The sequence below is a fragment of the Arthrobacter silvisoli genome (genome assembly GCF_003369445.1).
GTDB lineage: Bacteria > Actinomycetota > Actinomycetes > Actinomycetales > Micrococcaceae > Arthrobacter > Arthrobacter silvisoli.
In genome coordinates, this window is the sequence record NZ_QRCU01000025.1 from 105,338 (window position 1) to 127,575 (window position 22,238).

Here is a 22,238-nt window from a genome sequence, read left to right on the forward strand (position 1 = left end):
TCAATGACTGACATTGTTTGGGCGCCGGACGGCAGCAACCTGGTGGTGCATGCGGACAACGCCGCGTACCTCCCCACGCTGCCGGACGGCGCCTTCACACTGATCTACGTCGACCCGCCCTTCAACACGGGCAGGGTGCAACGCCGCCAGGAAACCCGGATGGTCCGCAACGCCGACGGCGAAGGCGACCGGCTCGGCTTCAAGGGCCGCTCCTACGACACCATCAAGGGTGCCCTGCACAGCTACGACGACGCCTTCAGCGATTACTGGTCCTTCCTGGAGCCCCGGCTGTTGGAAGCCTGGCGGCTGCTGTCCGACGACGGCACCCTGTACCTGCACCTTGACTACCGCGAGGTGCACTACGCCAAGGTGATGCTCGACGCGATCTTCGGGCGGGAATGCTTCCTCAACGAAATCATCTGGGCCTACGACTACGGCGCGCGGGCAAGGAACCGCTGGCCCACGAAGCACGACAACATCCTCGTCTACGTGAAGAACCCGTCGAAGTACCATTTCGACAACGACGAAGTGGACCGGGAGCCCTATATGGCCCCCGGCCTGGTCACCGAGGCGAAGCGGAAGAAAGGCAAGCTGCCCACCGACGTCTGGTGGCACACCATCGTCTCCCCCACCGGCAGGGAGAAGACCGGCTATCCGACGCAGAAGCCCGAGGGGCTGGTGCGCCGGATCGTCTCGGCCTCAAGCCGCCCCGGGGACTGGTGCCTGGACTTCTTCGCAGGTTCCGGAACGCTCGGCGCCGTCGCCGCGAAACTTGGCCGCCGTTTCGTCTGCGTGGACCAAAACGCCCCCGCGATCGACATCATGCGCAAGCGGCTCGACGGCAAGGCCGGGTTCGTGGAACTCCTGAGCGACGAAGCCGCGGGTTGATCACGGCGAACGGTTCACGCGGCAGTTCACACGGCTATTGGCATGCCACCTGGATGCCGTGCTCGGTCTGGCGGTTATCCACGACAACGTTGGCGCACCTGTTCTGCAGCAGCGTCAGGCCGTCACCGCCCAGATAGTTCCCTTGCTGGCCGGCCGGGGTGACGTGCTGTGTCACGCCGATGAGCTTCAGCGATCCCGGCGGCACGAAAATCCACACATCGGGCTCAAAGGGGAGCACCACCCAGTTTCCCTGCACATAGACGGTGCCGATATCAGTCTGCACAGCCGTGGCGTGGGAGGTATCCACGGGCCGGCTCGCATTCTCGCAGTGCAGGGCCTGCGCCGCGGGGGCGATGAACATCAACGCGAAGAACGCGGCGCCCACGGCAATGAATTTCCTGATCACAATGACTCCTTGGGGTGCGGAGACCAACGGTGTCCTGCCTCGGCCGGTTGGCCGCTCCCCAGCATCGCAAACACTACTCAGGCGCGCCCGGTAGTCAAGACACTTTCCCTAGGCCCGCACGATTCGGCAGCCGGTGCCCAGTTCCTCGATCCGCGCCAGCACCGCCGGGCTGGTGACGTTCTCGCCCAGCAGGTTGACCTTGCCCGCGCCGTGGTAGTCGGAGGAGCCTGTCATGAACAGCCCGTTTTCCGCGGCAAAGCGCCGCAGGAACGCCCTGCCCGCTTCGGGGTTGTCCCGGTGCTCGACCTCCAGGCCCAGCAGACCGGCGTCGACCATGTCCCGGTAGGTGCGTTCGCCCACCACCCGTCCCCGGGCGGACGCCACCGGGTGTGCGAACACCGGCACGCCTCCCGCGGCCCTGACGAGTTCGACGGCGAACGCCGGCTCGGGCGCATAATGCTGCACGAAGTAGCGCGAACGCGCGCTGAGGATGGCGGTGAAGGCCTCCGTGCGGTCGGCGACGGCGCCGGCAGCCACCAACGCGTCGGCGATGTGCGGCCGGCCCACCGTCGCGCCCGGTGCCACGTGGTGGATGACGTCGTCCCAGCTCAGCGGATAGTCCTCCGCCAGCAGGCTCACCATGCGCTGGGCGCGGGTCAGCCGGGCGTCCTTGGATTTGGTGATTTCCTCCAGCAGGCCCGGGTGCGCGGGGTCGTGGAGGTAACTCAGCAGGTGCACGCTGATTCCCTCCGCCGTGCGGCAGGAGATCTCCATGCCGGGCACCAGTGCCACGCCGTGTTCCACGGCCGCCACGGAAGCCTGCTCCCAACCGTCGGTGGAGTCGTGATCGGTCAGGGCCACGACGTCCAGTCCGGCGGCCGCGGCGGAGCGGATCAGTTCGCCCGGCGACTCGGTTCCGTCCGAAACGTTGGAGTGGGCGTGCAGGTCAATCTTCACTTTCCCAGCCTAATCCCCACCGCCTCCCAAACCTCGCTGCGCTCGGATCGGGCCCCTCGGCGGCGTGGGCCCACCCACCGCCTCCCAAACCCCGATCCCGGCCCGGACAGCCGCGTTGGCCCCCGCCCTGAACAGATGGGAACATGGGAGCGTGAATGATGCAGAAACCACCCAGAATTCAGCAGCCCAGCCCCTGGAAGAACGCGTCAACAACCGTTCCCAGCGGCCCACCTCCGATGCCTTCAAGGCCTTCATGGCCAGCAATTGGGCTCCCGCCGCGCAGGTGACCCCCGCGCGCGATGCCGTTGCGGACCACGCCGCCGCCCGCCGTCGGGCCATCTCCGGCAAGTTCCCGGGCGTCCGCCTCGTCATCCCGGCCGGACCGCTGAAGGTCCGCTCGAACGACACCGACTACCGCTTCCGCCCCCACTCAGCTTTCGCCCACCTGACCGGCCTGGGCCTGGACCACGAGCCCGACGCCGTGCTCATCCTGGAACCCGTCGAGGAAGGGACCGGCGACGACGGCGGCAACCACCGCGCCGCCCTCTACTTCCGTCCGCTGGCCGGCCGCGACACCGAACAGTTCTACGCCGATGCCCGCTCCGGCGAATTCTGGATCGGTGCCCGCCCCACCCTCGCCGAATTCGAAGCGCGCCTGGGCCTGCCCACCGCGCACATCGACGAACTCGAGGTGGCCATCACCAAGAACGTGGGCGCCCCGGAAATCGGTGGCATCGCCATCCGCCTGGTCCGCAAGGTCGACGAGAACATCGACGCCCTCGTGGACACTGCCCGCTACAACACGGCGAAGGATCCCGAAAACCTGGACCTCGCCGAACTGGACGCCTTGGACGAGCTCCTCAGCGAAGCCCTCTCCGAGCTGCGCCTGCTCAAGGACGAGTGGGAAATCGGGGAGATGAAGACCGCAGTGGCCGCCACGGTGGCGGGCTTCGCCGACGTCGTCCGTGCGCTGCCTCGTGCCCTCACCCATGAGCGGGGCGAACGCGTCGTGGAGGGCGCCTTCTTCGCCCGCGCCCGCGAAGAAGGCAACGAACTCGGCTACGACACCATCGCCGCCGCCGGCAACAACGCCACCGTGCTGCACTGGACCCGGAACACGGGCAAGGTCAACGCCGGCGAACTGCTGCTGCTGGACGCGGGTGTGGAGGCCGAGTCGCTCTACACTGCCGATATCACCCGTACCATCCCGGCCAACGGCACGTTCTCGGATGTGCAACGCAAGGTCTACGAGGCCGTGCTGGACGCCGCCGACGCCGGTTTTGCCGCCGCACAGCCCGGCGCGAAGTTCCGCGACATCCACGCCGCCGCCACCAAGGTCCTTGCCGAGCGCCTGGCCGAATGGGGCCTGCTGCCTGTTTCCGTCGAGGAGGCCATCAGCCCTGAGGGCCAGCAGCACCGCCGCTGGATGCCGCACGGCACCAGCCACCACCTCGGCCTGGACGTCCACGACTGCGCGCAGGCCAAGCGCGAGCTGTACCTGGATGGCATCCTCACCGAGGGCATGGTGTTCACCATCGAGCCGGGCCTCTACTTCAAGAATGAGGACCTCGCCATCCCGGCGGAGTACCGCGGTATCGGTGTCCGGATCGAGGACGACATCCTCATGACGGCCGACGGCCCCGTCAACCTGAGCGCGGCCCTGCCCCGCAAGGCCGAGGACGTCGAAGCCTGGATGGCCGGCATCTACGAGGACGCCGAATAGTCCCTACGGACATGTCCGCTGGGGTGTGACTGGACCAGAAAAGGGCGGGCCACCGGTGAATCTCCGGTGGCCCGCCCTTTCAGTACGGCAATGCGCGACGGCGGCTACTGCTGCCGGGGCGCCTCTTCACTCTCGGCACCGTGTGCACCGTTGCCGTGGCCGTCGTTGTCATGGTTGCCCGGCTGCGCGTGTTCCGGCTGCGCGTAGCCCGTCTGTGCGTGCTCTGGTTGTGCCGGTGCGGCGGGAGCCTGGCCGGGTTCTACGCGGATGCCGTACTGCGGCCGACCGTCCGGAAGGTCCGGGTAGTGCGAGGAGACAGGCGCAGATGCGGCGGCGGGCTCTGCAGGCGGCGGTGTTTCCGGCTGTGCGGCGCCGCCGTCCTGCTGGGCGCGCTGGCCGTAGGGGTCGTGCCAGCCGGCTGGCCGCTCCGGAGCCTGGCCAGGCTGCTGGTAAGGAGGCTGGTAGGGAGGGGTCTGCTGGGGGTGCTGGCTGTAGGGCTGCGGCGCGCCGGCGGCCTGCGTCGGGTTCATCGGCAGCTGGTGGAGCAGCCGGCGGGCCTCCTGTGCCGCCTCGTAGGCCACGATGACGTCATAGTTGCTGGCAACCACCTGGCTGGTGGAGGTGAAGTCGCGCTTGCCGCGCTGCATGGCATAGGTGACGATCCCGAACAGCATGAAGAACGCCGCACCCATCAGCACCGAGGTGATGATCGAGAACGCGCCCCCGGTCGGGGAGAAGAAGGACAGCATGACGCCTACGAACAGGCCGAACCACATGCCGCTCAAGGCACCGGAAAGGGCCACCCGCGGGTAGCTCAGCCGGCCGGTCACCCGTTCCACCATTTTCAGGTCGTTTCCCACGATCGAGACAAGCTGGACCGGGAACTGCTGGTCCGCCAGGTAGTCCACTGCCTTTTGGGCATCAAGATACGAGGTGTAGGAGCCCACGGTGTCGCCTTGGGGGACGCTCCGGGACTCCTCCGTGGCCTTGGGTGCACCGAAAATGTTTGCCATAGCCCCATTCTGTCGCATGCACATGTGCGTCGGCTGAAATTCAGCTAAAAGAGAGCAGACTCGGTAGCCTGTAAAGGTGAGCACACAGCCTTCCCGCGTCTTTGTCGCGCGCCTGCTCGGCCTCGATGTCTTCGACCCCTTGGGTGATCGTCTCGGCCGCCTGCGCGATGTTGTCGTGCTCTCCCGCGGGACCCGCGGTGCACCGCACGTGGTGGGCATCGTCGTCGAGGTTCCGGGGAAGAAACGGGTCTTCGTGCCGATGACCCGCATCACCTCGATCGACCAGACCCAAATCATCTGCACGGGCCTGGTGAACCTGCGCCGCTTCGAACAGCGCGGTGCCGAAACCCTGGTGGTCGCCGAAATGTTCGACCGCCGCGTCACCCTCGCAGACGGCAGCGGAGACGCCACCATCGAAGACATCGCCATGGATCAGCACCGTTCCAAGGACTGGTTCGTCAGCAAGCTGTTTGTCCGCCGGGGCCACTCCCTGTCCCCGCTTAGCCGGCTGCGCCGCAACGAGACCATGATCATCGACTGGGCTGACGCCCAGCAGGGCGCCCGCACCGAACCGCAGGCCGCCACCCAGTTCGTGGCCACCCACGAGGACCTCAAGCCGGCCGACTTCGCCGAAGCCCTGCAGGAAATGAGCGACAAGCGCCGCCTGGAAGTGGCCAGCGAACTCCAGGACGAACGCCTTGCAGACGTCCTCCAGGAACTCCCGGAGGACGACCAGGTGGAGATCCTTTCCGCCCTCGACGTCGAACGCGCCGCCGACGTGCTGGAAGAAATGGATCCGGACGACGCCGCCGACCTCCTCGCCGAACTCCCCACCGCCCAGGCGGAGGAACTGCTCCAGCTCATGGAACCGGACGAGGCCGAGGACGTCCGCCGCCTGCTCGAATACGACGAGGACACCGCCGGCGGCCTCATGACCCCGGTGCCGGTAATCCTTCCACCCGAAGCAACAGTGGCCGAGGCCCTGGCCCACGTCCGACGTGAGGAGCTCTCCCCCGCCCTGGCGTCCTCGATTTTCATCACCCGGCCGCCCCTGGAGACGCCCACGGGCCGCTTCCTTGGCGTCGTGCATATCCAGCAGCTGCTGCGTTTCCCGCCACCGGAACCGCTCGGCAACCTGGTGGACAAGAACCTGGAGCCCCTGTCCGACCACGCACATATCAGCGAGGTCGCCCGGACCCTGGCCACCTATGACCTCAATTCCCTTCCGGTCGTTGACGACGCCGGCCGCCTGGTGGGGGCGGTGACTGTTGATGACGTGCTGGATCACCTGTTGCCCGATGACTGGCGCGCCCATGAGGATGACGCCCCTGTGAAGAAGCTTGGAGGCCGGATTGGCTGACAACACACCGCCCAAGCCCGGCTCCCGCAGCAGCAAGCTGTCCTCTTTCGGAGGCCTCGACACCCCGCTGAGCGGCCGCAAACGGATCCTGCCTACATTCCGTCCCAACCCGGACGCCTTCGGCAACGCCACAGAAGGCTTCGCACGCTTCATGGGCACGCCGCAGTTCCTGGTCTACATGACTGTCTTCTGTCTGTTCTGGCTGGGCTGGAACAGCTTCGCCCCGCAGGAGTGGCAATTCGACCGCATGGACCTGGGTTTCACGCTCCTGACCCTTATGCTGTCCCTCCAGGCCTCCTACGCCGCTCCCCTGCTGCTGCTTGCCCAGAACCGGCAGGATGACCGGGACCGCGTCTCGCTGCAGCAGGACCGCCAACAAGCGGCACGCAACCTGGCCGACACCGAATACCTGACCCGGGAACTGGCGTCCCTGCGCATCACGCTGCGCGAAGTCGCCACCCGTGACTACGTCCGTGCCGAACTGCGCTCCATGCTGGAGGATTTGCTCGAAGCGCAGGAAGAACTCCTGACCAGCGATACTCCGGAACGCGCCGACGGCGAAGGCCCGCGCGAAAAAGTCCGGGAGAAGCTCAAGGAGAAACGGGACAAGCAGCGCAACCCGAGGACCCAGCAGATACCCAAGGTCCGCCCGCAGCAACCCGCCCGCAGCAACCCGCCGGAGCCGTCCGGCAAGAACCAGCCTGAAAGCCGCATCTGAACTTATGAGCTCCCCCGCGCACGAAGAGGCACCGTCCCCACAGGCACCTGGCCAAGAGGCGCTTGATGCCGCCCTGGCCACCGTCATCGACCCCGAACTCCGCCGGCCCATCACCGAACTCGGGATGCTGGAATCCGTCAGCGCCGATGCTTCGGGCACCGTCCGCGTGGCCGTGCTGCTGACGATCGCCGGCTGCCCGTTGCGGGACACCATCACTGCCGACGCCACGGCTGCGCTCTCCCGCGTGCCCGGCGTCACTGGCGTCGAGGTTGAGCTGAAGGTCATGGACCAGGCCCAGCGCGACGCCCTCAAGGAACGGCTCCGCGGACCCGGCGGGCAGCGCGGCATCCCATTCAACCAGCCGGGATCCCTCACCAAGGTTTACGCCGTGGCGAGCGGCAAGGGCGGCGTCGGCAAGTCCTCGGTCACCGTCAACCTCGCCTGTGCGCTGGCAGAGCGCGGCCTCCGGGTGGGCATCGTGGATGCCGATGTCCACGGCTTCTCCGTTCCCGCGCTCATGGGCATCACACAGCCTCCCACCCGCGTTGACGACATGATCCTGCCCCCTGTGGCCTACGGAGTGAAGGTCATTTCGATCGGCATGTTCGTCGAAGGGAACAAGCCTGTGGCCTGGCGCGGCCCCATGCTGCACCGCGCCCTCGAGCAGTTCCTCACCGACGTGTACTTCGGCGACCTGGACGTCCTGTTCCTGGACCTGCCGCCGGGCACCGGGGACATCGCCATCTCCGTCGCCCAGCTGTTGCCCGGCGCGGAAATCCTGGTGGTCACCACGCCGCAGGCGGCCGCAGCTGAAGTCGCCGAGCGTGCAGGCACCATCGCTGCCCAGACGGGCCAGAAAGTGGCCGGCGTTGTGGAGAACATGTCTTTCCTCGACATGCCCGACGGCGGCAGGATGGAACTGTTCGGAAGCGGCGGCGGGGAACTGCTCGCCAAGCGGCTCGGCGCCGTGGTTGAAGGCGACGTCCCGCTGCTGGGCCAGATCCCGCTGGACATCCGACTGCGCGAGGGCGGGGACGCGGGGCGCCCAGTGGTACTGGCAGCCCCGGAAACGGCGTCAGCCCAAGCCCTCCAGGACATCGCCGGCAGGATTCAGGCCCGGCCGCGCGGACTGGCTGGCATGCCCTTGGGAATCCAGCCCCGTTAGGCGGGCATTCCCCGAAGCCGGATGGGGCGCCTAGGTGGCTTCGCTGTCGAAGGGGGCAGCTTCGCCCTCGGCGAGCCGCTCCACCACGCGGGCGGGCGGCTGCGGGGCCGGATCGGCCGAGACGGCGGCAGCCGCGACGGCGGGTGCGCCCGCGCTGACTGGCTTTGTGTCGTCGTCGAGCAGGGCTTCCTTGATGATGCGCCGCGGATCGTACTGGCGGGGATCGTACTTCTTCCAGTCGACGTCGTCGATGTCGATGCCGACTTCTTCCTTGATCTGTTCGCGCGCACCGGAGGCCATCCGGCGGACTTCTTTGACCAGGTTCGCCAGTTTTTGGGTGTATTCGGGCAAACGGCTGGGACCGATCACCAGCACACCGATGATCAGCAGGAGCAAGAACTCCGGGCCATTGATTCCAAACACGCTACGAAGATTACCTTGTCCGTTGCCCTGCTCAGAAACCAGCGAGATTTGCCAGGGTGCGAAGGCCGCGCCGGACCCTGTCCTGCCAGTTGTCCGGAGTTGCAGCCGCGGCAGGAAGCACGGATTCACCGGCGCGCACGAGCTCGGGGACGGCGTCGTCAGCCTGTTCCGCGGGCAGGTCGGACGCGTAGCTCAGCATGGCGGCGGGAGAGCGGTAGACCGCCTCCCAGCGGCTGCCGCGGCTGACTGAGAGCCTGGCGCCGGAGGTGGTGGTCCCTTCGAAATGCTGCTCCACCAAGGTTGCGTGATGCGTGCCGTCCGTCAGTTCCAGTTCGACGGCGGGATGGCCGCCCCGCATGGACGCACGGGCGGACACCACACGGAAGCCCATGCCGGAAAGTTCGGGGCAGGCCCAGCCCTTGCTCCGCAGCCCGGCCAGTTGCGCCGCGCTCAGGGCCACGCTGCCGTCCTTCACCGCGGTGTCCGAGGGGACGTTGCCCGGGACGGCGGACTCGAGGGAGAGATTGCCGCTCAGGGACGCTCCCACGAGGCTGCGCACCTCGCGGTCCGCGGCACTGAAGGACTCGGGACGGACGTCGCCGCCCACCACGTAGGCAGCGGCAGCGAGGGCGCCGGCGCTGACCAGCAGCCCTCCGGCGGCAATCCCAGCTGTCTTCAGGAAGGGCACTGCGCGGCGCGTCCCCGCCGGCTCAACGCCGGCATCGCCTGATTCGGCGATCCTGCGTGTGTGCTCGATAAGCCGTGCCGTCAGGTCCTGGCTGGCCTCGGGCACGCTCGCCTTGCGCAGCCGCTCCAGGTACTGGCGTTCGCGGAGCACCTCAGCCTGGCATTGCGGGCAATCCCCGAGGTGTTCCGGTGTCCGCTTGTGCCGCAGGCCACGCCCGGGCGCGGGCTGCCGCCCGTTCAGCAAACCCATGGCAACCTCAATGCAGTCCGGCGATCCGAGGCATCTTCAGCCGCGGCGCGCGGGCCTTGGCGGGTCGGGGGTCGCGGTGCGCGAGCTTCTCGCGGAGCATGGTGCGGCCGCGGTGGATCCGCGACCTGACGGTGCCGAGCTTGACGCCGAGCGCCTCGGCGACCTCGTCGTAGGAAAGGCCCTCAAGGTCGCAGAGCACGACGGCGGCCCGGAAGTCGGGCGGGAGTTCCTCCAGGGCGCGCTGGACGTCGAGGTCCAGGTTGTTCAGTTCGAAGCTCTGCTCCGGCCCAGGTTCCTGGCCGGGAAGACGCGATTCGGCGTCCTCGGCCAGTGCGTCGAAACGGATCCGGCTCTTGCGCCTCGCCTGGTCCAGGAAGAGGTTGGTGGTGATGCGGTGGAGCCAGCCGTCCAGGGTGCCCGGCTTGAAGTTCTCCAGGGAACGAAACACCCGGACGAAGACCTCCTGGGTGAGGTCCTCGGCGTCGAACTTGTTTCCAGTGAGCCGGTAGGCCAGGCGGAAGACCTTGGCGGAGTGGTTCTCCACCACTTCCTCCCAGCTGGGCGCAACCCATTCCGTGGTTGCCTGATCTGCGCCGGTGGTTTCCGCGGCTGTTGTACGGAATTGCGCAGCAATTGATGCCGGCATCGTCCGCTCCCCTCGCACCCTGTGGTCACCCGGTGCTATGGTGCCGCCACCGCTCGGGTGGCCGGACAAATATCATCGCAGGATTCGCTGGGAGTTTCCTGACCGCGCCGGGATTTCCCCTCAGGGCTGATTTCCGGGCCCGGGTCCGGGGACCCAGCTGCACCGGACACAGCGGCATTGCAGCCGGCGGAACCGGTTCCGCGGCTCCGTAGGAAGTAGTCTTGGATGGACAATCCCCCTTTGCCCGGAAAGCGACATCCCATGAGTGCCGACAAGTCAAGCAGCTGGTCCTACGCAGAAGACTTTCCTGCCGAAGACGAGGTGCTCCTGCGCGCCCGGGAACGCTCCTTCGAACTCGGGGTAAGCGCTGTCAGCGCAGGAGTCGGCGCGATGCTGACCGTCCTCGCCGCCGCGTCGAAGGCCCAGACCGTGGTGGAGGTCGGCTCGGGAGCCGGCGTCTCGGGAGTCTGCCTGCTTCGCGGCCTCGGTCCGCAGGGCGTGCTGACCACCATTGACACCGACGTCGAACACCTCAAGGCCGCCCGGGAGGCCTTTCTGGAGTCCGGCAGCCCGGCGAACCGCACACGCACAATTTCCGGCCGGGCCGCGGACGTGCTCCCCCGTTTGACCGACTCGGCGTACGATCTGGTCTTCATCGATGCCGACAAGGCGAACTTTCCCGTCTATGTTGAGCAGGCCGTTCGGCTCCTGAAGCGTGGCGGCACACTGGTGGTCAACGACGCCCTCGACAAAGACCGGGTCTCCAACCCCGCTGCACGGGATGCCACGACGGTTGTCCTGCGGCAGATCGGCAAGGCCATCCGCGACGACGAGCGCCTCGCCTCCGCGATGCTGCCCACCGGCGACGGCCTGCTGGTCGCCGTGAAGAAGTAGCGCGCAAACACAGGCCAACAAAAAAGCAGGGCTCCGGCTCTTTGCCGGGCCCTGCCCTGTGAAACTTACTCGGTAACGCCTACCAGGCATTCCTTGAGGTTCGCCGCTTCCGCTGCGTTCAGCTCGACAACGAGCCGGCCTCCGCCTTCGAGCGGCACACGCATGATCAGGCTGCGGCCCTCTTTGGTCACTTCCATAGGGCCGTCGCCTGTACGTGGTTTCATAGCCGCCATTAGGAAAATCCCCTCCAGTTGTCCCAAATCTGCCAGCCCGGCCGGGCTGGTTCCGCGCGGCAAGTGCAGCTTCCGCGGCCACGGCTTCCGGGGCCGTCGTCGCCGGGTGCCCAAAGGCACCCCCTGACCTTGCTTGTGTCCATTATCCCGTAATTACCCGCGCGTAGCTAATCGAATGGATTTACTGAGCGCGCCGTCAGCGCCGGGTGGGGCCCCTGATCGGCGCCGGTCCTACGGCGGATAGTCGCCTCCACCAGGCAGTTGCGCCCACGCCCACAGCCACACGATCCAGACAATCTGGAGCAGCATGAACATCACCAACACCGTTCCCCGGTACGCACGGGAACGCGACAGCAGCGCGGCAGCGAGTGCCAGCGGGAACAGTGGAAGGAGCAATCGGAAGGTGCTCGTCTGCGGGTGCAGGAACACCAGCAGGTAACCCAGGTAGCAAGCACACCAGAGGCGCAATTCGGTGCCGAGCGCCCGCGCCGGCGGGCTCATCAGCAGAAGGGCGAAGAGCACAGCGAAAACGAACGGGGCAATGATGCCCAGGACCGGGCCGAAGAGCGCCTGCCCGGTATCGAACCATGGTTTGAAAGGCACCAGGTCATCGCCGCGCCATGCGGTTTCCGTGCGCGTATAGGCCCGGATGTCACCGGTGCGCACCCAGGCCAGGACCGGCCAGGCAAGCGCGGCGGCACCGCTGACGACGACGAGCGCCGCGAGCGCCGCCAGCTCCTTGGCGCCCGGCCGCTCCTTCATTCCCGACTGCAATGTGACCCCCGGCCGGACGGCGCCGCCCGGTGCGGCAGCCGGGCCACGGACAAACGTCACCCAGCACCGGTAGGCAAGCAGCAGCCCGACCATCGCCGCGAATGGCACGCCCGTGGGCCGCGACAAGCACATCAGTACCACCACGGGCATGGCGGCCAGATACCTGCGCCGCACCATCAACAGGAGCGCGGCCGCCAGCAGCAGCAGGTTCAGCGGTTCGGCGTAGGGCACCTGCAGGACCGCCGAAACGGGGAAAGTCGAGAAGAATGCCACGCCCCACAGGGCAGCGCCAGGTTCCGCGACTTCCCGGAAAAGCAGGAACACCACCAGTGAGGCGCCGAGCCCGGCCAGCATCGCAACGAGGGTGAGTGCCGGCAGGATGCCGAGTCCCGTGAGAACCGAAAAGCCCCGCCCCAACGCCGGGAACAGGGCATAGAAGGCCCAGGTGTTCTCCGCCACCGAACCGTCCGCGTTGAGCGGGAGAACCGCCGGATAGCCCTCTTCGGCGGCCCGCGCATACCAATGGCCGTCCCAGATGCTGATGAAGTCCCAATACCCCGGTGACGGCGGATACCAGGGGTTGACGCCTTGGTGCAGCGCTGCCGCCATGAAGATGCAGGCGCTGACTATCCGGGCGGCGATGTAGATCAGGGACACCTGGAGCCACCAAGGCCACATGGCCGCGCGGCGCAGCAGGCCGCTTCCCGGCCGGAAGCCCTTACCCGGAAGGTGCGTCCGGAAGGAGCGGCTCACGCTTCGGTGTCCCCGTCACGGGGAGCGCGTGCCTCCAGGGTCCGCTTGAGGCCGCTGATCTCGGCGTCCTTCGCGGCGAGTAGCCCGCGCAAGTCATCGAGGACCTGGTCCACCTGGTCCATGCGGTACCCGCGCAGCGCGAGGCCGAAACGGACGGCGTCGACGTCGGAAGGGCTCGCGTTTTCCGGGAGCAGCACCGGCGGGAGGTTGGGCACCGTCTCATCCAGCCCGACGGCGGACCGGCCGCCGCCGCGCAGCGTGGCAGTCGCAAGGAACGCCGCAGCGCCCACGACCACTACCGCCAGGAAGACCAGGAAGAAACTCACAATCCCCATCGTGCCAGACCTTGGCCGGACTACTCCGGCCGCTGGTCGCCGTTGCTCGACGGCGGACGCGGAATCCCGTGCAGCACGCGGTGGACGGCGTCGGCGGGGTCGTCCACCAACTGGATCAGGTCGACGTCCTTTTCGGACACCATCCCTTCCTTCACCAGGGTCTCCCGGATCCATTCGATCATCGGGCGCCAGAAATCCACGCCCAGCAGCACGATCGGGAACGAGGTGACCTTGCGGGTCTGCACCAGGACCATCGCCTCGAACAGCTCATCAAGGGTCCCCAGCCCCCCGGGCAGGACAATGAAACCCTGGGCGTACTTGACGAACATGGTTTTGCGGGCGAAGAAGTACCGGAAGTTGATGCCCAGGTCCACCCAACGGTTGAGGCCCTGTTCGAACGGCAATTCAATGCCCAGGCCGACCGAGACTCCGTTGCCCTCGACCGCGCCCTTGTTGGCAGCTTCCATGGAGCCCGGACCGCCGCCGGTGATCACGGCAACGCCGGCCTCGGCCAGGTGGCGGCCCACCTGCACACCCATTTCGTAGAAGGAACTGCCGGGCTTGGTGCGTGCAGAGCCGAAGACACTGACGGCCGGTCCAAGTTCGGCGAGCGCGCCGAATCCTTCGACGAACTCGCTCTGGATCCGCAGGACGCGCCAGGGATCGGTGTGGATGAACTGGTCGGGTCCGCGGGTGTCCAGCAGCCGCTGGTCGGACATCGGCGCCGCGGCCTGTTTGCGGCGGAGCTCCAGGGGGCCTTTGTGTTTCGCAGGCGCTTCGGCGATGAAAGCCGGCGCGGGTACCACTGCACCCTGTTTGCCGTTGGCGTCGGGGGCCGGAGGCGGTGTCTGTCCTGAAGGCTGGCTGGTGCTCATTGACCAAGGCTATTACTTCTTCCGGCCCCGCAAGTTCCGGCACCATAAGGGTGTTGCGGCACGCCGGGAGCGAGGTATCCATTCAGTCACGATCTGCGGAAAGTTCCTGTAAGCTGGATCAACTTTGGACATTTCTTCGCTAGATTCGAGCTATGACTACTCAAGCGTCCGGCGATGCGCTCGTCTCACTGAATGGCGTCAACAAGCACTACGGCCAGCTGCACGTCCTTAAGGACATCAACCTCCAGGTCCGCAAGGGCGAGGTGGTGGTGGTCATCGGACCGTCTGGTTCGGGCAAGTCCACCCTGTGCCGCGCCATCAACCGCCTGGAAACGATCGACGCCGGTGACATCTCGATCGACGGAAAGCACCTCCCGGAGGAAGGCAAGCAGCTGGCGAACCTGCGTGCCGACGTCGGAATGGTCTTCCAGTCCTTCAACCTCTTCGCGCACAAGACGATCCTGGAAAACGTCACGTTGGGCCCCATCAAGGTCAAGGGCGTCAGCAAGGCGGAGGCCGAAAAGGAGGCCATGAAGCTCCTCGAACGGGTCGGCGTCGGGCACCAGGCACCCAAGCTGCCAGCCCAGCTCTCCGGCGGCCAGCAGCAGCGCGTCGCAATCGCCCGCGCTCTGGCCATGAAGCCGAAGGTCATGCTCTTCGACGAACCCACCTCGGCCCTGGACCCCGAAATGATCAACGAGGTCCTGGACGTCATGGTCCAGCTCGCCAAGGAAGGCATGACCATGATCGTGGTCACGCACGAGATGGGCTTCGCCCGCAAGGCAGCGGACCGCGTGGTCTTCATGGCCGACGGCCAGATCGTCGAGGACTCCACGCCCGAGGAATTCTTCACCAACCCGCAAAGCAACCGGGCCAAGGACTTCCTCTCCAAGCTGCTGACCCACTAGTTCCGGGCTCCCGGATCCCTTCCACATTCGCACCCAGGCCGCATCCCCGGCCCAATGAAAGGAATGTCATGAAGTCACTCATCACCCGGAGGAAATCCCTCCTGGCCGCCGCCGGTGCGGCACTCGCCCTGACTCTGAGCGCCTGCGGCGGCGGAACCACGCCCGGCGGTGGCACGTCGTCTGACGGCACCGCCCCGTACAAGGTTGCCGAGAATGTCTCGCTCACGGGCAGCCCCACCTTCGACAAGATCAAGGCAGCTGGCAAGGTCCGGATCGGCGTCAAGCAGGACCAGCCCGGCCTGGGCTTCAAGGACGCAGCCACGGGCGAATACAGCGGCTTCGACATTGAAATCGCCAAGTGGGTAGCCGCTTCCCTCGGTTTCTCGAAGGACAAGATCGAATTCAAGCCGATCCCGTCCGCAAACCGTGAGTCGGCCATCACCAATGGCGACATCGACTACTACGTGGGCACCTACTCCATCACGGACAAGCGCAAGAAGCAGATCGACTTCGCCGGGCCCTACTTCATCACCGGCCAGGGCCTGCTGGTGAAGAAGGACAACACCACCATCAACAGCGAGAAGGACCTGGACGGCAAGAAGGTCTGCTCCGCCACCGGCTCCACGCCGATCCAGAACATCAAGGCGAACTTCCCCAAGGCGGTCCCCCAGGAGTTCGAGACCTACTCGCAGTGTGTCGACTCCCTCAAGAGCGGCACGGTTGACGCCGTCACCACCGACCAGGCCATCCTGATCGGCTACGCCGCCCAGGATCCCGACAACCTGAAGGTGGTCGGCGAACCGTTCACCACCGAAAAGTACGGTGTCGGCCTGACGAAGGGCGACAAGGCGCTTCGCACCTTCATCAACGACATGTTCACCAACGGCAAGGACACCTGGAAGAAGATCTACGACTCCACCCTCGGTACCTCCGGCACCAAGGTTGAACAGCCTGCCGTAGACAACTACTAAGATCCGACGGCGGTGGCGTGGCCAGTGCGGCCACGCCACCGTTTCCTCCCCTGAGCGAAAGCGATTAGCTCGTGAGTACTCTGCTCGACAACATGGACCTGTTTGTCACCGGGTTCAAGAACACACTTATCCTCTTCTTCTTTTCGGCGATTGCGGCGCTCATCCTCGGGACCATCGTCGGAGCCATGAGGGTCTCCCCCGTCCCCGCCGCCCGGGCCACCGGCACCCTGTACGTCAACGTCGTCCGCAACACCCCCCTGACGCTGGTGTTGTTCTTCTTCGCTCTCGGCTATCCGAAACTCGGCCTGCCGCCCATCGACTTCATCACCGCAGCCATCATCGGCCTGAGCCTCTACACCGCCACCTACATTGCCGAGACGCTGCGCTCGGGCATCAATACCGTGCCGTTGGGACAGGCCGAAGCGGCCCGCGCCATCGGCCTCACCTTCGGCCAGACCCTCACCCTGGTGGTCCTGCCCCAGGCCTTCCGCTCCGTGATCCCGCCGCTCTTCAGCGTCCTGATCGCACTGCTCAAGAACACCACGGTCGCGGCCGGTTTCTCCGTGGCCGAGGCCGGTGCCATCCGCGCCAACCTCTCTGAACGAGGCGAGCCGGCCCTGGTGGGGCTGTTGTGGGTTGCACTGGTCTTCATCGTCCTGGTGGCCGGGCTCTCCCTGCTCCAGCGCTACTTCGAAAACAAATGGAGGGTTGCGCGATGACCTCGGTACTCTTTGATGCCCCGGGACCCAAGGCGAAGACCCGCTATTTTGCTATCGGTGTCCTCGCGACGCTCGTTGTCCTCGGGATCCTCGCCTTCATCATCATCCGGCTCGTCGAGTCGGGCCAGTTCACGGCAGCAAAGTGGCAGATCTTCACCTTCCCGTTGGTTCAGCGGACCATCCTCGAGGCCACGGTCGCCACCCTGAGCGCGTTCGCGACCGCTGCCGTGCTCAGCCTGATCGTCGGCGTCATCCTGGCGGTGGGCAAGCTCTCGGACCACAAGTGGGTCTCGGTCCCGTGCTACTGGTTCGTTGAACTGTTCCGGGCTGTTCCCCTGCTGATCCTCATGATGATCATCTACTACGGCCTGCCCACGGTCGGGATCCAGGGCATTACGCCGTTCACCGCCGTCGTGGCCGGCCTGACCCTCTACAACGGCTCCGTCCTCGCCGAGGCGTTCCGTGCCGGCATCGAGTCCCTGCCCAAGGGCCAGCGCGAGGCCGGTATGGCGATCGGCCTGCGCAAGTCGGGCGTGATGATGCACATCCTGTTCCCGCAGGCCTCCCGGGCCATGCTCCCGGTGATCATCTCGCAGCTCGTCGTGATCCTGAAGGACACGGCGCTTGGCTTCATCGTGACCTACAACGAGGTGCTGTTCCAGGCCAAGTACTTCGGCTCCCAGGCCCAGTACGGCTCGCCGATCGTGCCCGCGGCGATGGTGGCCGCGGTCATCTACGTCGGCCTTTGCCTGATCCTCGCCGGCATTGCCAAGTACGTGGAGAAGCGGCTGAGCCACAGCAAGAAGCTCGCAGGAGGCGGGGCAACCGCCGTCGCGGAAAAAGTCAACATCGAGTCCCAGTAGTCGCCGGTTAAACAGAAAGGCTCCCGCCACCAAAGTGGCGGGAGCCTTTCTGTTTAACAACTGGTCAGTCAGCCAGCCACAGCCGCAGCGCGCGGAAGCATTCGCGGACGGCATCGGCGTCGACGTGTTCATTGTCCTTGTGCGCCAGCAGCGCGTCGCCGGGGCCGAAGTTCACCGCCGGGACGCCCAGTTCGCTGAAGCGCGCGACGTCGGTCCAACCGTACTTCGGTTTGGGTTCGGCCCCGACGGCGGCCACGAAGGATGCGGCGGCGGGGTGGTTCAGCCCGGGCCGGGCGCCGGCGGCGGCGTCGGTGCGGACCACGTCGAAGCCTGCCAGAAGCTCGCGGACATGGGCTTCGGCCTGGTCCGGGTTCTTGTCCGGGGCGAAGCGGTAGTTGATCTCCACCACGCAGCGGTCCGGGATCACGTTGCCTGCGGTGCCGCCGTTGATCTTCACCGCGTTGAGGCTTTCGCGGTAGTCCAGGCCGTCCACGCTGATGGTACGGGGTTCGTAGGCGGCCAGCCTGGCCAGAATCGGCGCGGCGTCGTGGATGGCGTTGTGGCCCATCCACGCGCGGGCCGAATGAGCGGCCTCCCCCACCGTGGTCACGTCAAAACGCATCGTGCCGTTGCAGCCGCCTTCCACCGTGCCGTCTGTCGGTTCCAGGAGGATGGCGAAGTCGCCCCGCAGCAGTTCGGGGTAGTTCCGGACCAGCCGGCCCAGGCCGCTCTTCTCGGCTTCCACTTCCTCGTGGTCGTAGAAGACGAAGGTGACGTCCTTGGCCGGCTCCGCACCGCCGTCGAACATGGTCGCTGCCAGCGCGAGCTGCACCGCTACGCCACCCTTCATGTCCGTGGCACCGCGGCCGTACAGGAGGCCGCTGCCGGGCACGCCGGAGTCCCAGCTGGACGGAACCGTGCCGCGGGCGCCTTCGGTAACAGGCAGCGGAACGGTGTCCAAGTGGCCGGCCAGGATAACGCGTTCGGGGCGTCCGAGCTCGGTGCGGGCGACGATGGCGTCACCGTCCCGGACGATGTGCAGCCCCGGGATGGCGCGGAGACCGTTCTCCACGGCGTCAGCCAGGGCAGCCTCGTTACCGGACACGCTGTTGATGTCCATGAGCGCGGCGGTGAGCAAAGCGACGTCTTGTCGCAGGTCAAGAACAGGAACGGATTCTACGGTCACCCGTCCACTGTATCCGGTGAAATACGACCACCCGGGCGGATTCACGGTTTCTACCGGGCGAGCCCGCCTGACTAAACTTGGGGCCATGACTGAAACAGCCGCGCCTGCCGTTCCCGACAACACTTCCGCCGATCGTGCCGCTTACGGCTTCGGCCTGGCAACCATCGCCACCAACGCCGCCGGCGAAGCCACCGTACTGGACGCCTGGTTCCCGGCACCTGCGCTGGGTGTGGCAGCCGAGTCCCTGCGTTCGGTCGAGAACGCCGACGAGTCCCTGACTGCTCTGGCCGCAGACGGCGACGACGCCGCCCGGGGCACCCAGCAGAAAGTGGTCTTCGCCCAGATCAACCTGGACGAACCGCCCGCCGACACCGTGGACGCCTACCTTCGCCTGCACCTGCTTTCGCACCGCCTGGTGAAGCCGAACAGCATCAACCTGGACGGCATCTTCGGCAAGCTCCCCAACGTTGTGTGGACCAACTTCGGTCCCGCCGCCGTCGAGGGCTTCGAACTGACCCGCGCCCGCCTGCGCAAGCGCGGCCCCGTCACGGTCTACGGCATCGACAAGTTCCCGCGCATGGTGGACTACGTCGTCCCCGCCGGTGTCCGCATCGCCGACGCCGACCGCGTCCGCCTGGGAGCCCACCTCGCCGACGGCACCACCGTCATGCATGAGGGCTTCGTGAACTTCAACGCAGGCACCCTCGGCACCTCGATGGTGGAAGGCCGTATTTCCGCGGGCGTCGTGGCCGGCAACGGCACGGACGTCGGCGGCGGCGCCTCGATCATGGGCACCCTGTCCGGCGGCGGCAAGGAGCGGATTGCCTTGGGCGAACGCGTGCTCCTGGGTGCCAACTCCGGCGTGGGAATCAGCATCGGCGACGACTCCGTGGTGGAGGCCGGCCTCTACGTCACCGCCGGCACCCGCGTCCGCGTCCCCGGACCGAAGGACGAAAACGGCGAGGACACCTCCAGCATCGTCAAGGCCATCGAGCTGTCCGGCATGCCGAACCTGCTGTTCCGCCGCAACTCCACCACCGGTGAAGTGGAGGTGCTTCCCCGCAAGGGCCAGACCGTGGAACTCAACGAAGCACTCCACGCCAACTGACCGGACCGGATGCGCCGTCTCCGACGCACCCTCACGCTGCTGCTGGCGCTGGCCCTCGCGGCGGGCGCCGTCTATGCAGTCACAACGGTCCTGCAGCGCTCCGAGACCCTGGTCACGGAGCGCTGCACCGCCGTCGTCGGCACTGCCTCCTTTGAGCTGGCAACCGACCAGGCCGCCAACGCGGCCCTCATCACTTCCGTTGCAGTGCGCCGCGGGCTGCCGCCGCGGGCTGCGACCATCGCGCTGGCCACGGCCATGCAGGAATCGAAGCTCCGGAACATCGACTACGGCGACCAGGCCGGCCCGGACTCCCGCGGCCTCTTCCAGCAGCGTCCGTCTCAGGGCTGGGGCACCGAAGCGCAGGTCATGGACCCCGTCCACGCGAGCAACTCCTTCTACAACGGCCTGGTGAAGGTTCCGGACTACCAGTCCATGGAAATCACCGAAGCGGCCCAGACCGTGCAGCGCTCCGCGTTCCCGGAGGCCTACGCCCAGCACGAAGCCATGGGCCGCGCCTTCGCGTCCTCCCTCACCGGGCAGTCCACCGCTGCGCTGGACTGCACCCTGCGGACCGCGGACAGCGCCGGAGACCCCGACGCCGTCGTGGCAGCGATGACGAAGGCGTTCGGCCCCGTTTCCGCAGCTAGCCAGGGGCGTACCGTGCGGATCGAATCGGGGCGCTATTCCCGCGGCCCCGCGGCGTGGGCGCTGGCCCAATGGACCGTGGCGAACGCGAAGTCGCTCTCGGTCACGCAGGTGGAACTGGACGGCCACACGTGGAACAGGGACAACCACGAAGGCTGGCAGGAATCCAAGGCTCCCGCCGGGGCCCTGACGGTCACCGTCTCCGCGCCGCGCGGCTGAACCAGGCCCGCCTGCTCAAACGCCCCGCCTGCTTAGGCGAGCATCTCCACGACCGGTTGCACATAGCTGCGGAAGATCTCCGGTTGGGAGAGCAATTTGTCGCTCATGATCATCTTGTCCGGTTCCAGATACCAGGCCCGGGGTTCGTTCAGGGGCAGTTCGATGATGCTGAGCCGGAAGTCCCGGGAGCCGCGCCCGACCTCCAGGAGCCGGTCCTGGACCAGATCGCCCAGCATCAGAGTGGCGCCGCTGGCCTCCCGTTCGGCTTCGATCTCCTGATACTCCGCCACACGTTCGCGGGCCCAGCTCAGGGCGGCGCCGAAGTGCGCCTGTAACACCCGCTGGAGCGCCGGGGAGTTTGCGAAAGCCTTGAAGTCCGGGGGTGACAGCTCGGGGGCTTCTTCGGGGTAGGCCTTCAACAGCTGGTGCCACCAGGCTTCCCATTCTGTCTTGAGGGCGCTCATTCCCCCCACCTCCGCCGTCAGGTGGCTGTGGTCCGCGTGCCTGACTTTCGGGGTGGCATGGGAAAGGGCAGGCGTTCCCGCGCCGTCCAGTCCTGCGACATCCCTCAGATACAAGGCAATGAGAATCGGAGATGACGTATCCATGGTTATCCGCCATCCCTGACCGCCTGCGTCATGCATCCGAATGCCTCCTTTGGCCGGTGCCTGTCCGACTTCCAGTCTATTCCTGTTGACGGCGGAGGTTAACGGCCGTTGTAAAGCCCGCTGAGGTGCGCTTCGAGGACGTCCCGGCACATCTGTGCGGTCATCCATTCGGACTGCAGCAGGGCGTGCAGGCAGAGTCCGTCGAGCGTCGCGAGAAGCCTTTCGGCTTCGGTCACGAGCACATCCTGCTGTTCGGCGCTGTCCGGCAGCAACTGGATAACCAACTGCCCGACGACGGCGGCCACCGCCCGGTGGCTGCGTGCGGCTTCCGGCGCGAACACCGCTTTGATCCGTGCGGCAGTGCGGAAAGCCAGCCAGACGCAGACGTCAACGGCCTTTTCCTCATCCAGCGGCAGGAGTTGTCCCAGGAGCTGCAGCACGGCTTCATGGTGCGCAGGGCTTCCCGGGGCTTCCCGCAGCACCGATTCCAGCGCGGCCTGGAGCCGTCCGGCGATCCGGTCGATCACCACGGAGAAGGAGTGCACGAGCAGTTCGTCGCTGCTGGCGAAATAGTGCCGCACCGAGCCGACGGCCAGCCCTGCTTCGTCGGCGACTTCGCGCAGGGATGCGCGCTCCAGCCCGTCGGAGGCGATGATCCTGAAGACGGCGTCGACAACGTCCTGGCGCCGGGCATCGGCGTCTACAATTTTTGGCACATGCCTTTTTAGCACGATCGTGCTTCATCTGCCGGCAACCGTACCGGCCGATTCACAGGTGTGACCAAGGAAACACGGAACGGAGCGCTCCGGAGTTCGGCTAGCGTTGTGACCATGAGAATTCTTGTTACCGGTGGCACGGGCTATATCGGTTCGCATACGGTCCTGTCCCTGCTGGAGTCCGGCCATGAGGTC

26 protein-coding genes are annotated in these 22,238 nt (G+C 66.4%); 13 read left to right on the plus strand and 13 right to left on the minus strand.

Annotated elements, in window-relative coordinates:
- Positions 1 to 3 precede the first annotated feature (3 nt).
- Positions 4 to 888 (plus strand): DNA-methyltransferase, encoded by an 885-nt coding sequence (locus DWV11_RS05855; RefSeq protein WP_115787941.1) that lies wholly within the window; start codon positions 4 to 6, stop codon positions 886 to 888.
- A 34-nt stretch (positions 889 to 922) separates the two neighbouring features.
- Here the strand turns inward: DWV11_RS05855 and DWV11_RS05860 are convergent, their stop codons facing one another.
- Positions 923 to 1,294 carry a hypothetical protein gene (locus tag DWV11_RS05860; protein WP_115787942.1) on the minus strand — a complete coding sequence of 124 codons (372 nt, stop codon included), beginning with the start codon at positions 1,292 to 1,294 and terminating at the stop codon, positions 923 to 925.
- Between the two features lie 108 nt (positions 1,295 to 1,402).
- Positions 1,403 to 2,251, minus strand: a complete 849-nt coding sequence (locus DWV11_RS05865) for a PHP domain-containing protein (RefSeq protein WP_115787943.1) — start codon at positions 2,249 to 2,251, stop codon at positions 1,403 to 1,405.
- Positions 2,252 to 2,402: 151 nt separating this feature from the next.
- On the opposite strand from DWV11_RS05865, the gene DWV11_RS05870 reads away from it, so the two are divergent.
- Positions 2,403 to 3,974: an aminopeptidase P family protein gene (locus DWV11_RS05870; protein WP_115787944.1), complete on the plus strand. Its 1,572-nt coding sequence runs from the start codon at positions 2,403 to 2,405 to the stop codon at positions 3,972 to 3,974.
- A gap of 104 nt (positions 3,975 to 4,078) precedes the next feature.
- Here DWV11_RS05870 and DWV11_RS05875 read toward each other — a convergent pair whose 3' ends face one another.
- Positions 4,079 to 4,987 (minus strand): YflT domain-containing protein, encoded by a 909-nt coding sequence (locus DWV11_RS05875; RefSeq protein ID WP_245953459.1) that lies wholly within the window; start codon positions 4,985 to 4,987, stop codon positions 4,079 to 4,081.
- 76 nt (positions 4,988 to 5,063) lie between these two features.
- On the opposite strand from DWV11_RS05875, the gene DWV11_RS05880 reads away from it, so the two are divergent.
- From DWV11_RS05880 to DWV11_RS05890, 3 genes are read left to right on the plus strand one after another with little or no spacing between them, the layout of a single operon-like run.
- Positions 5,064 to 6,347, plus strand: a complete 1,284-nt coding sequence (locus DWV11_RS05880; protein WP_115787945.1) for a magnesium transporter — start codon at positions 5,064 to 5,066, stop codon at positions 6,345 to 6,347.
- A complete protein-coding gene (locus DWV11_RS05885) occupies positions 6,328 to 7,065 on the plus strand; it encodes a DUF1003 domain-containing protein (protein WP_115787946.1) in 738 nt (245 codons plus the stop codon). The genes DWV11_RS05880 and DWV11_RS05885 overlap by 20 nt, the downstream gene beginning before the upstream one ends.
- 4 nt (positions 7,066 to 7,069) lie before the next feature.
- Entirely contained in the window at positions 7,070 to 8,230 is a 1,161-nt protein-coding gene (locus tag DWV11_RS05890) for an Mrp/NBP35 family ATP-binding protein (RefSeq protein WP_115787947.1), read from the plus strand.
- Positions 8,231 to 8,260: 30 nt separating this feature from the next.
- On the opposite strand, the gene DWV11_RS05895 is transcribed toward DWV11_RS05890, so the two are convergent.
- From DWV11_RS05895 to sigE, 3 genes are read right to left on the minus strand one after another with little or no spacing between them, the layout of a single operon-like run.
- Positions 8,261 to 8,653 (minus strand): twin-arginine translocase TatA/TatE family subunit, encoded by a 393-nt coding sequence (locus tag DWV11_RS05895; RefSeq protein ID WP_115787948.1) that lies wholly within the window; start codon positions 8,651 to 8,653, stop codon positions 8,261 to 8,263.
- Positions 8,654 to 8,684: 31 nt separating this feature from the next.
- A complete protein-coding gene (locus DWV11_RS05900; protein WP_115787949.1) occupies positions 8,685 to 9,590 on the minus strand; it encodes a hypothetical protein in 906 nt (301 codons plus the stop codon).
- A gap of 7 nt (positions 9,591 to 9,597) precedes the next feature.
- Positions 9,598 to 10,236 (minus strand): RNA polymerase sigma factor SigE, encoded by a 639-nt coding sequence (sigE, locus tag DWV11_RS05905; RefSeq protein ID WP_115787950.1) that lies wholly within the window; start codon positions 10,234 to 10,236, stop codon positions 9,598 to 9,600.
- A 261-nt stretch (positions 10,237 to 10,497) separates the two neighbouring features.
- Here sigE and DWV11_RS05910 point away from each other — a divergent pair, with 261 nt between their 5' ends.
- Complete coding sequence (locus DWV11_RS05910; protein ID WP_115787951.1) at positions 10,498 to 11,130, plus strand: O-methyltransferase; 633 nt, start codon at positions 10,498 to 10,500, stop codon at positions 11,128 to 11,130.
- A gap of 65 nt (positions 11,131 to 11,195) precedes the next feature.
- On the opposite strand, the gene DWV11_RS05915 is transcribed toward DWV11_RS05910, so the two are convergent.
- From DWV11_RS05915 to DWV11_RS05930, 4 genes are all read right to left on the minus strand, one after another.
- On the minus strand, positions 11,196 to 11,363 hold the full coding sequence (locus DWV11_RS05915) for a DUF3117 domain-containing protein (RefSeq protein ID WP_009357720.1): 168 nt from the start codon (positions 11,361 to 11,363) through the stop codon (positions 11,196 to 11,198).
- 231 nt (positions 11,364 to 11,594) lie between these two features.
- Positions 11,595 to 12,815, minus strand: coding sequence for a hypothetical protein (locus DWV11_RS05920; protein ID WP_115787977.1), 1,221 nt, complete (start codon positions 12,813 to 12,815; stop codon positions 11,595 to 11,597).
- A gap of 71 nt (positions 12,816 to 12,886) precedes the next feature.
- Entirely contained in the window at positions 12,887 to 13,225 is a 339-nt protein-coding gene (locus DWV11_RS05925) for a DivIVA domain-containing protein (RefSeq protein WP_115787952.1), read from the minus strand.
- Between the two features lie 20 nt (positions 13,226 to 13,245).
- Positions 13,246 to 14,100 (minus strand): LOG family protein, encoded by an 855-nt coding sequence (locus DWV11_RS05930; protein ID WP_115787953.1) that lies wholly within the window; start codon positions 14,098 to 14,100, stop codon positions 13,246 to 13,248.
- Between the two features lie 152 nt (positions 14,101 to 14,252).
- Between DWV11_RS05930 and DWV11_RS05935 the strand changes: the two genes are divergently transcribed.
- The 4 genes from DWV11_RS05935 (at position 14,253) to DWV11_RS05950 (ending at position 17,561) form a co-directional block, all read left to right on the plus strand.
- On the plus strand, positions 14,253 to 15,008 hold the full coding sequence (locus DWV11_RS05935; protein ID WP_115787954.1) for an amino acid ABC transporter ATP-binding protein: 756 nt from the start codon (positions 14,253 to 14,255) through the stop codon (positions 15,006 to 15,008).
- 68 nt (positions 15,009 to 15,076) lie between these two features.
- Positions 15,077 to 15,979, plus strand: a complete 903-nt coding sequence (locus DWV11_RS05940) for a glutamate ABC transporter substrate-binding protein (RefSeq protein ID WP_115787955.1) — start codon at positions 15,077 to 15,079, stop codon at positions 15,977 to 15,979.
- Positions 15,980 to 16,050: 71 nt separating this feature from the next.
- Positions 16,051 to 16,698 (plus strand): amino acid ABC transporter permease, encoded by a 648-nt coding sequence (locus DWV11_RS05945; protein WP_115787956.1) that lies wholly within the window; start codon positions 16,051 to 16,053, stop codon positions 16,696 to 16,698.
- The gene (locus tag DWV11_RS05950; protein WP_115787957.1) at positions 16,695 to 17,561 is read left to right on the plus strand and encodes an amino acid ABC transporter permease; all 867 of its coding nucleotides are present in this window, start codon (positions 16,695 to 16,697) and stop codon (positions 17,559 to 17,561) included. Before DWV11_RS05945 ends, DWV11_RS05950 begins: the two co-directional genes overlap by 4 nt.
- A 64-nt stretch (positions 17,562 to 17,625) precedes the next feature.
- On the opposite strand, the gene dapE is transcribed toward DWV11_RS05950, so the two are convergent.
- Positions 17,626 to 18,747: a succinyl-diaminopimelate desuccinylase gene (dapE, locus tag DWV11_RS05955; RefSeq protein ID WP_245953460.1), complete on the minus strand. Its 1,122-nt coding sequence runs from the start codon at positions 18,745 to 18,747 to the stop codon at positions 17,626 to 17,628.
- A gap of 85 nt (positions 18,748 to 18,832) precedes the next feature.
- Between dapE and dapD the strand changes: the two genes are divergently transcribed.
- Both dapD and DWV11_RS05965 read left to right on the plus strand, forming a co-directional pair.
- Positions 18,833 to 19,855, plus strand: coding sequence for a 2,3,4,5-tetrahydropyridine-2,6-dicarboxylate N-succinyltransferase (gene dapD, locus DWV11_RS05960; protein ID WP_115787959.1), 1,023 nt, complete (start codon positions 18,833 to 18,835; stop codon positions 19,853 to 19,855).
- 9 nt (positions 19,856 to 19,864) lie between these two features.
- On the plus strand, positions 19,865 to 20,719 hold the full coding sequence (locus DWV11_RS05965; protein WP_115787960.1) for a hypothetical protein: 855 nt from the start codon (positions 19,865 to 19,867) through the stop codon (positions 20,717 to 20,719).
- Between the two features lie 32 nt (positions 20,720 to 20,751).
- Here DWV11_RS05965 and DWV11_RS05970 read toward each other — a convergent pair whose 3' ends face one another.
- Together DWV11_RS05970 and DWV11_RS05975 are read right to left on the minus strand one after the other, a co-directional pair.
- Positions 20,752 to 21,363 (minus strand): hypothetical protein, encoded by a 612-nt coding sequence (locus tag DWV11_RS05970; RefSeq protein ID WP_115787961.1) that lies wholly within the window; start codon positions 21,361 to 21,363, stop codon positions 20,752 to 20,754.
- Positions 21,364 to 21,425: 62 nt separating this feature from the next.
- Complete coding sequence (locus tag DWV11_RS05975; protein WP_115787962.1) at positions 21,426 to 22,043, minus strand: TetR/AcrR family transcriptional regulator; 618 nt, start codon at positions 22,041 to 22,043, stop codon at positions 21,426 to 21,428.
- Positions 22,044 to 22,157: 114 nt separating this feature from the next.
- Here DWV11_RS05975 and DWV11_RS05980 point away from each other — a divergent pair.
- Positions 22,158 to 22,238, plus strand: an 81-nt coding sequence (locus DWV11_RS05980) for an NAD-dependent epimerase/dehydratase family protein (RefSeq protein WP_115787978.1), incomplete at its 3' end; no start/stop codon positions are given.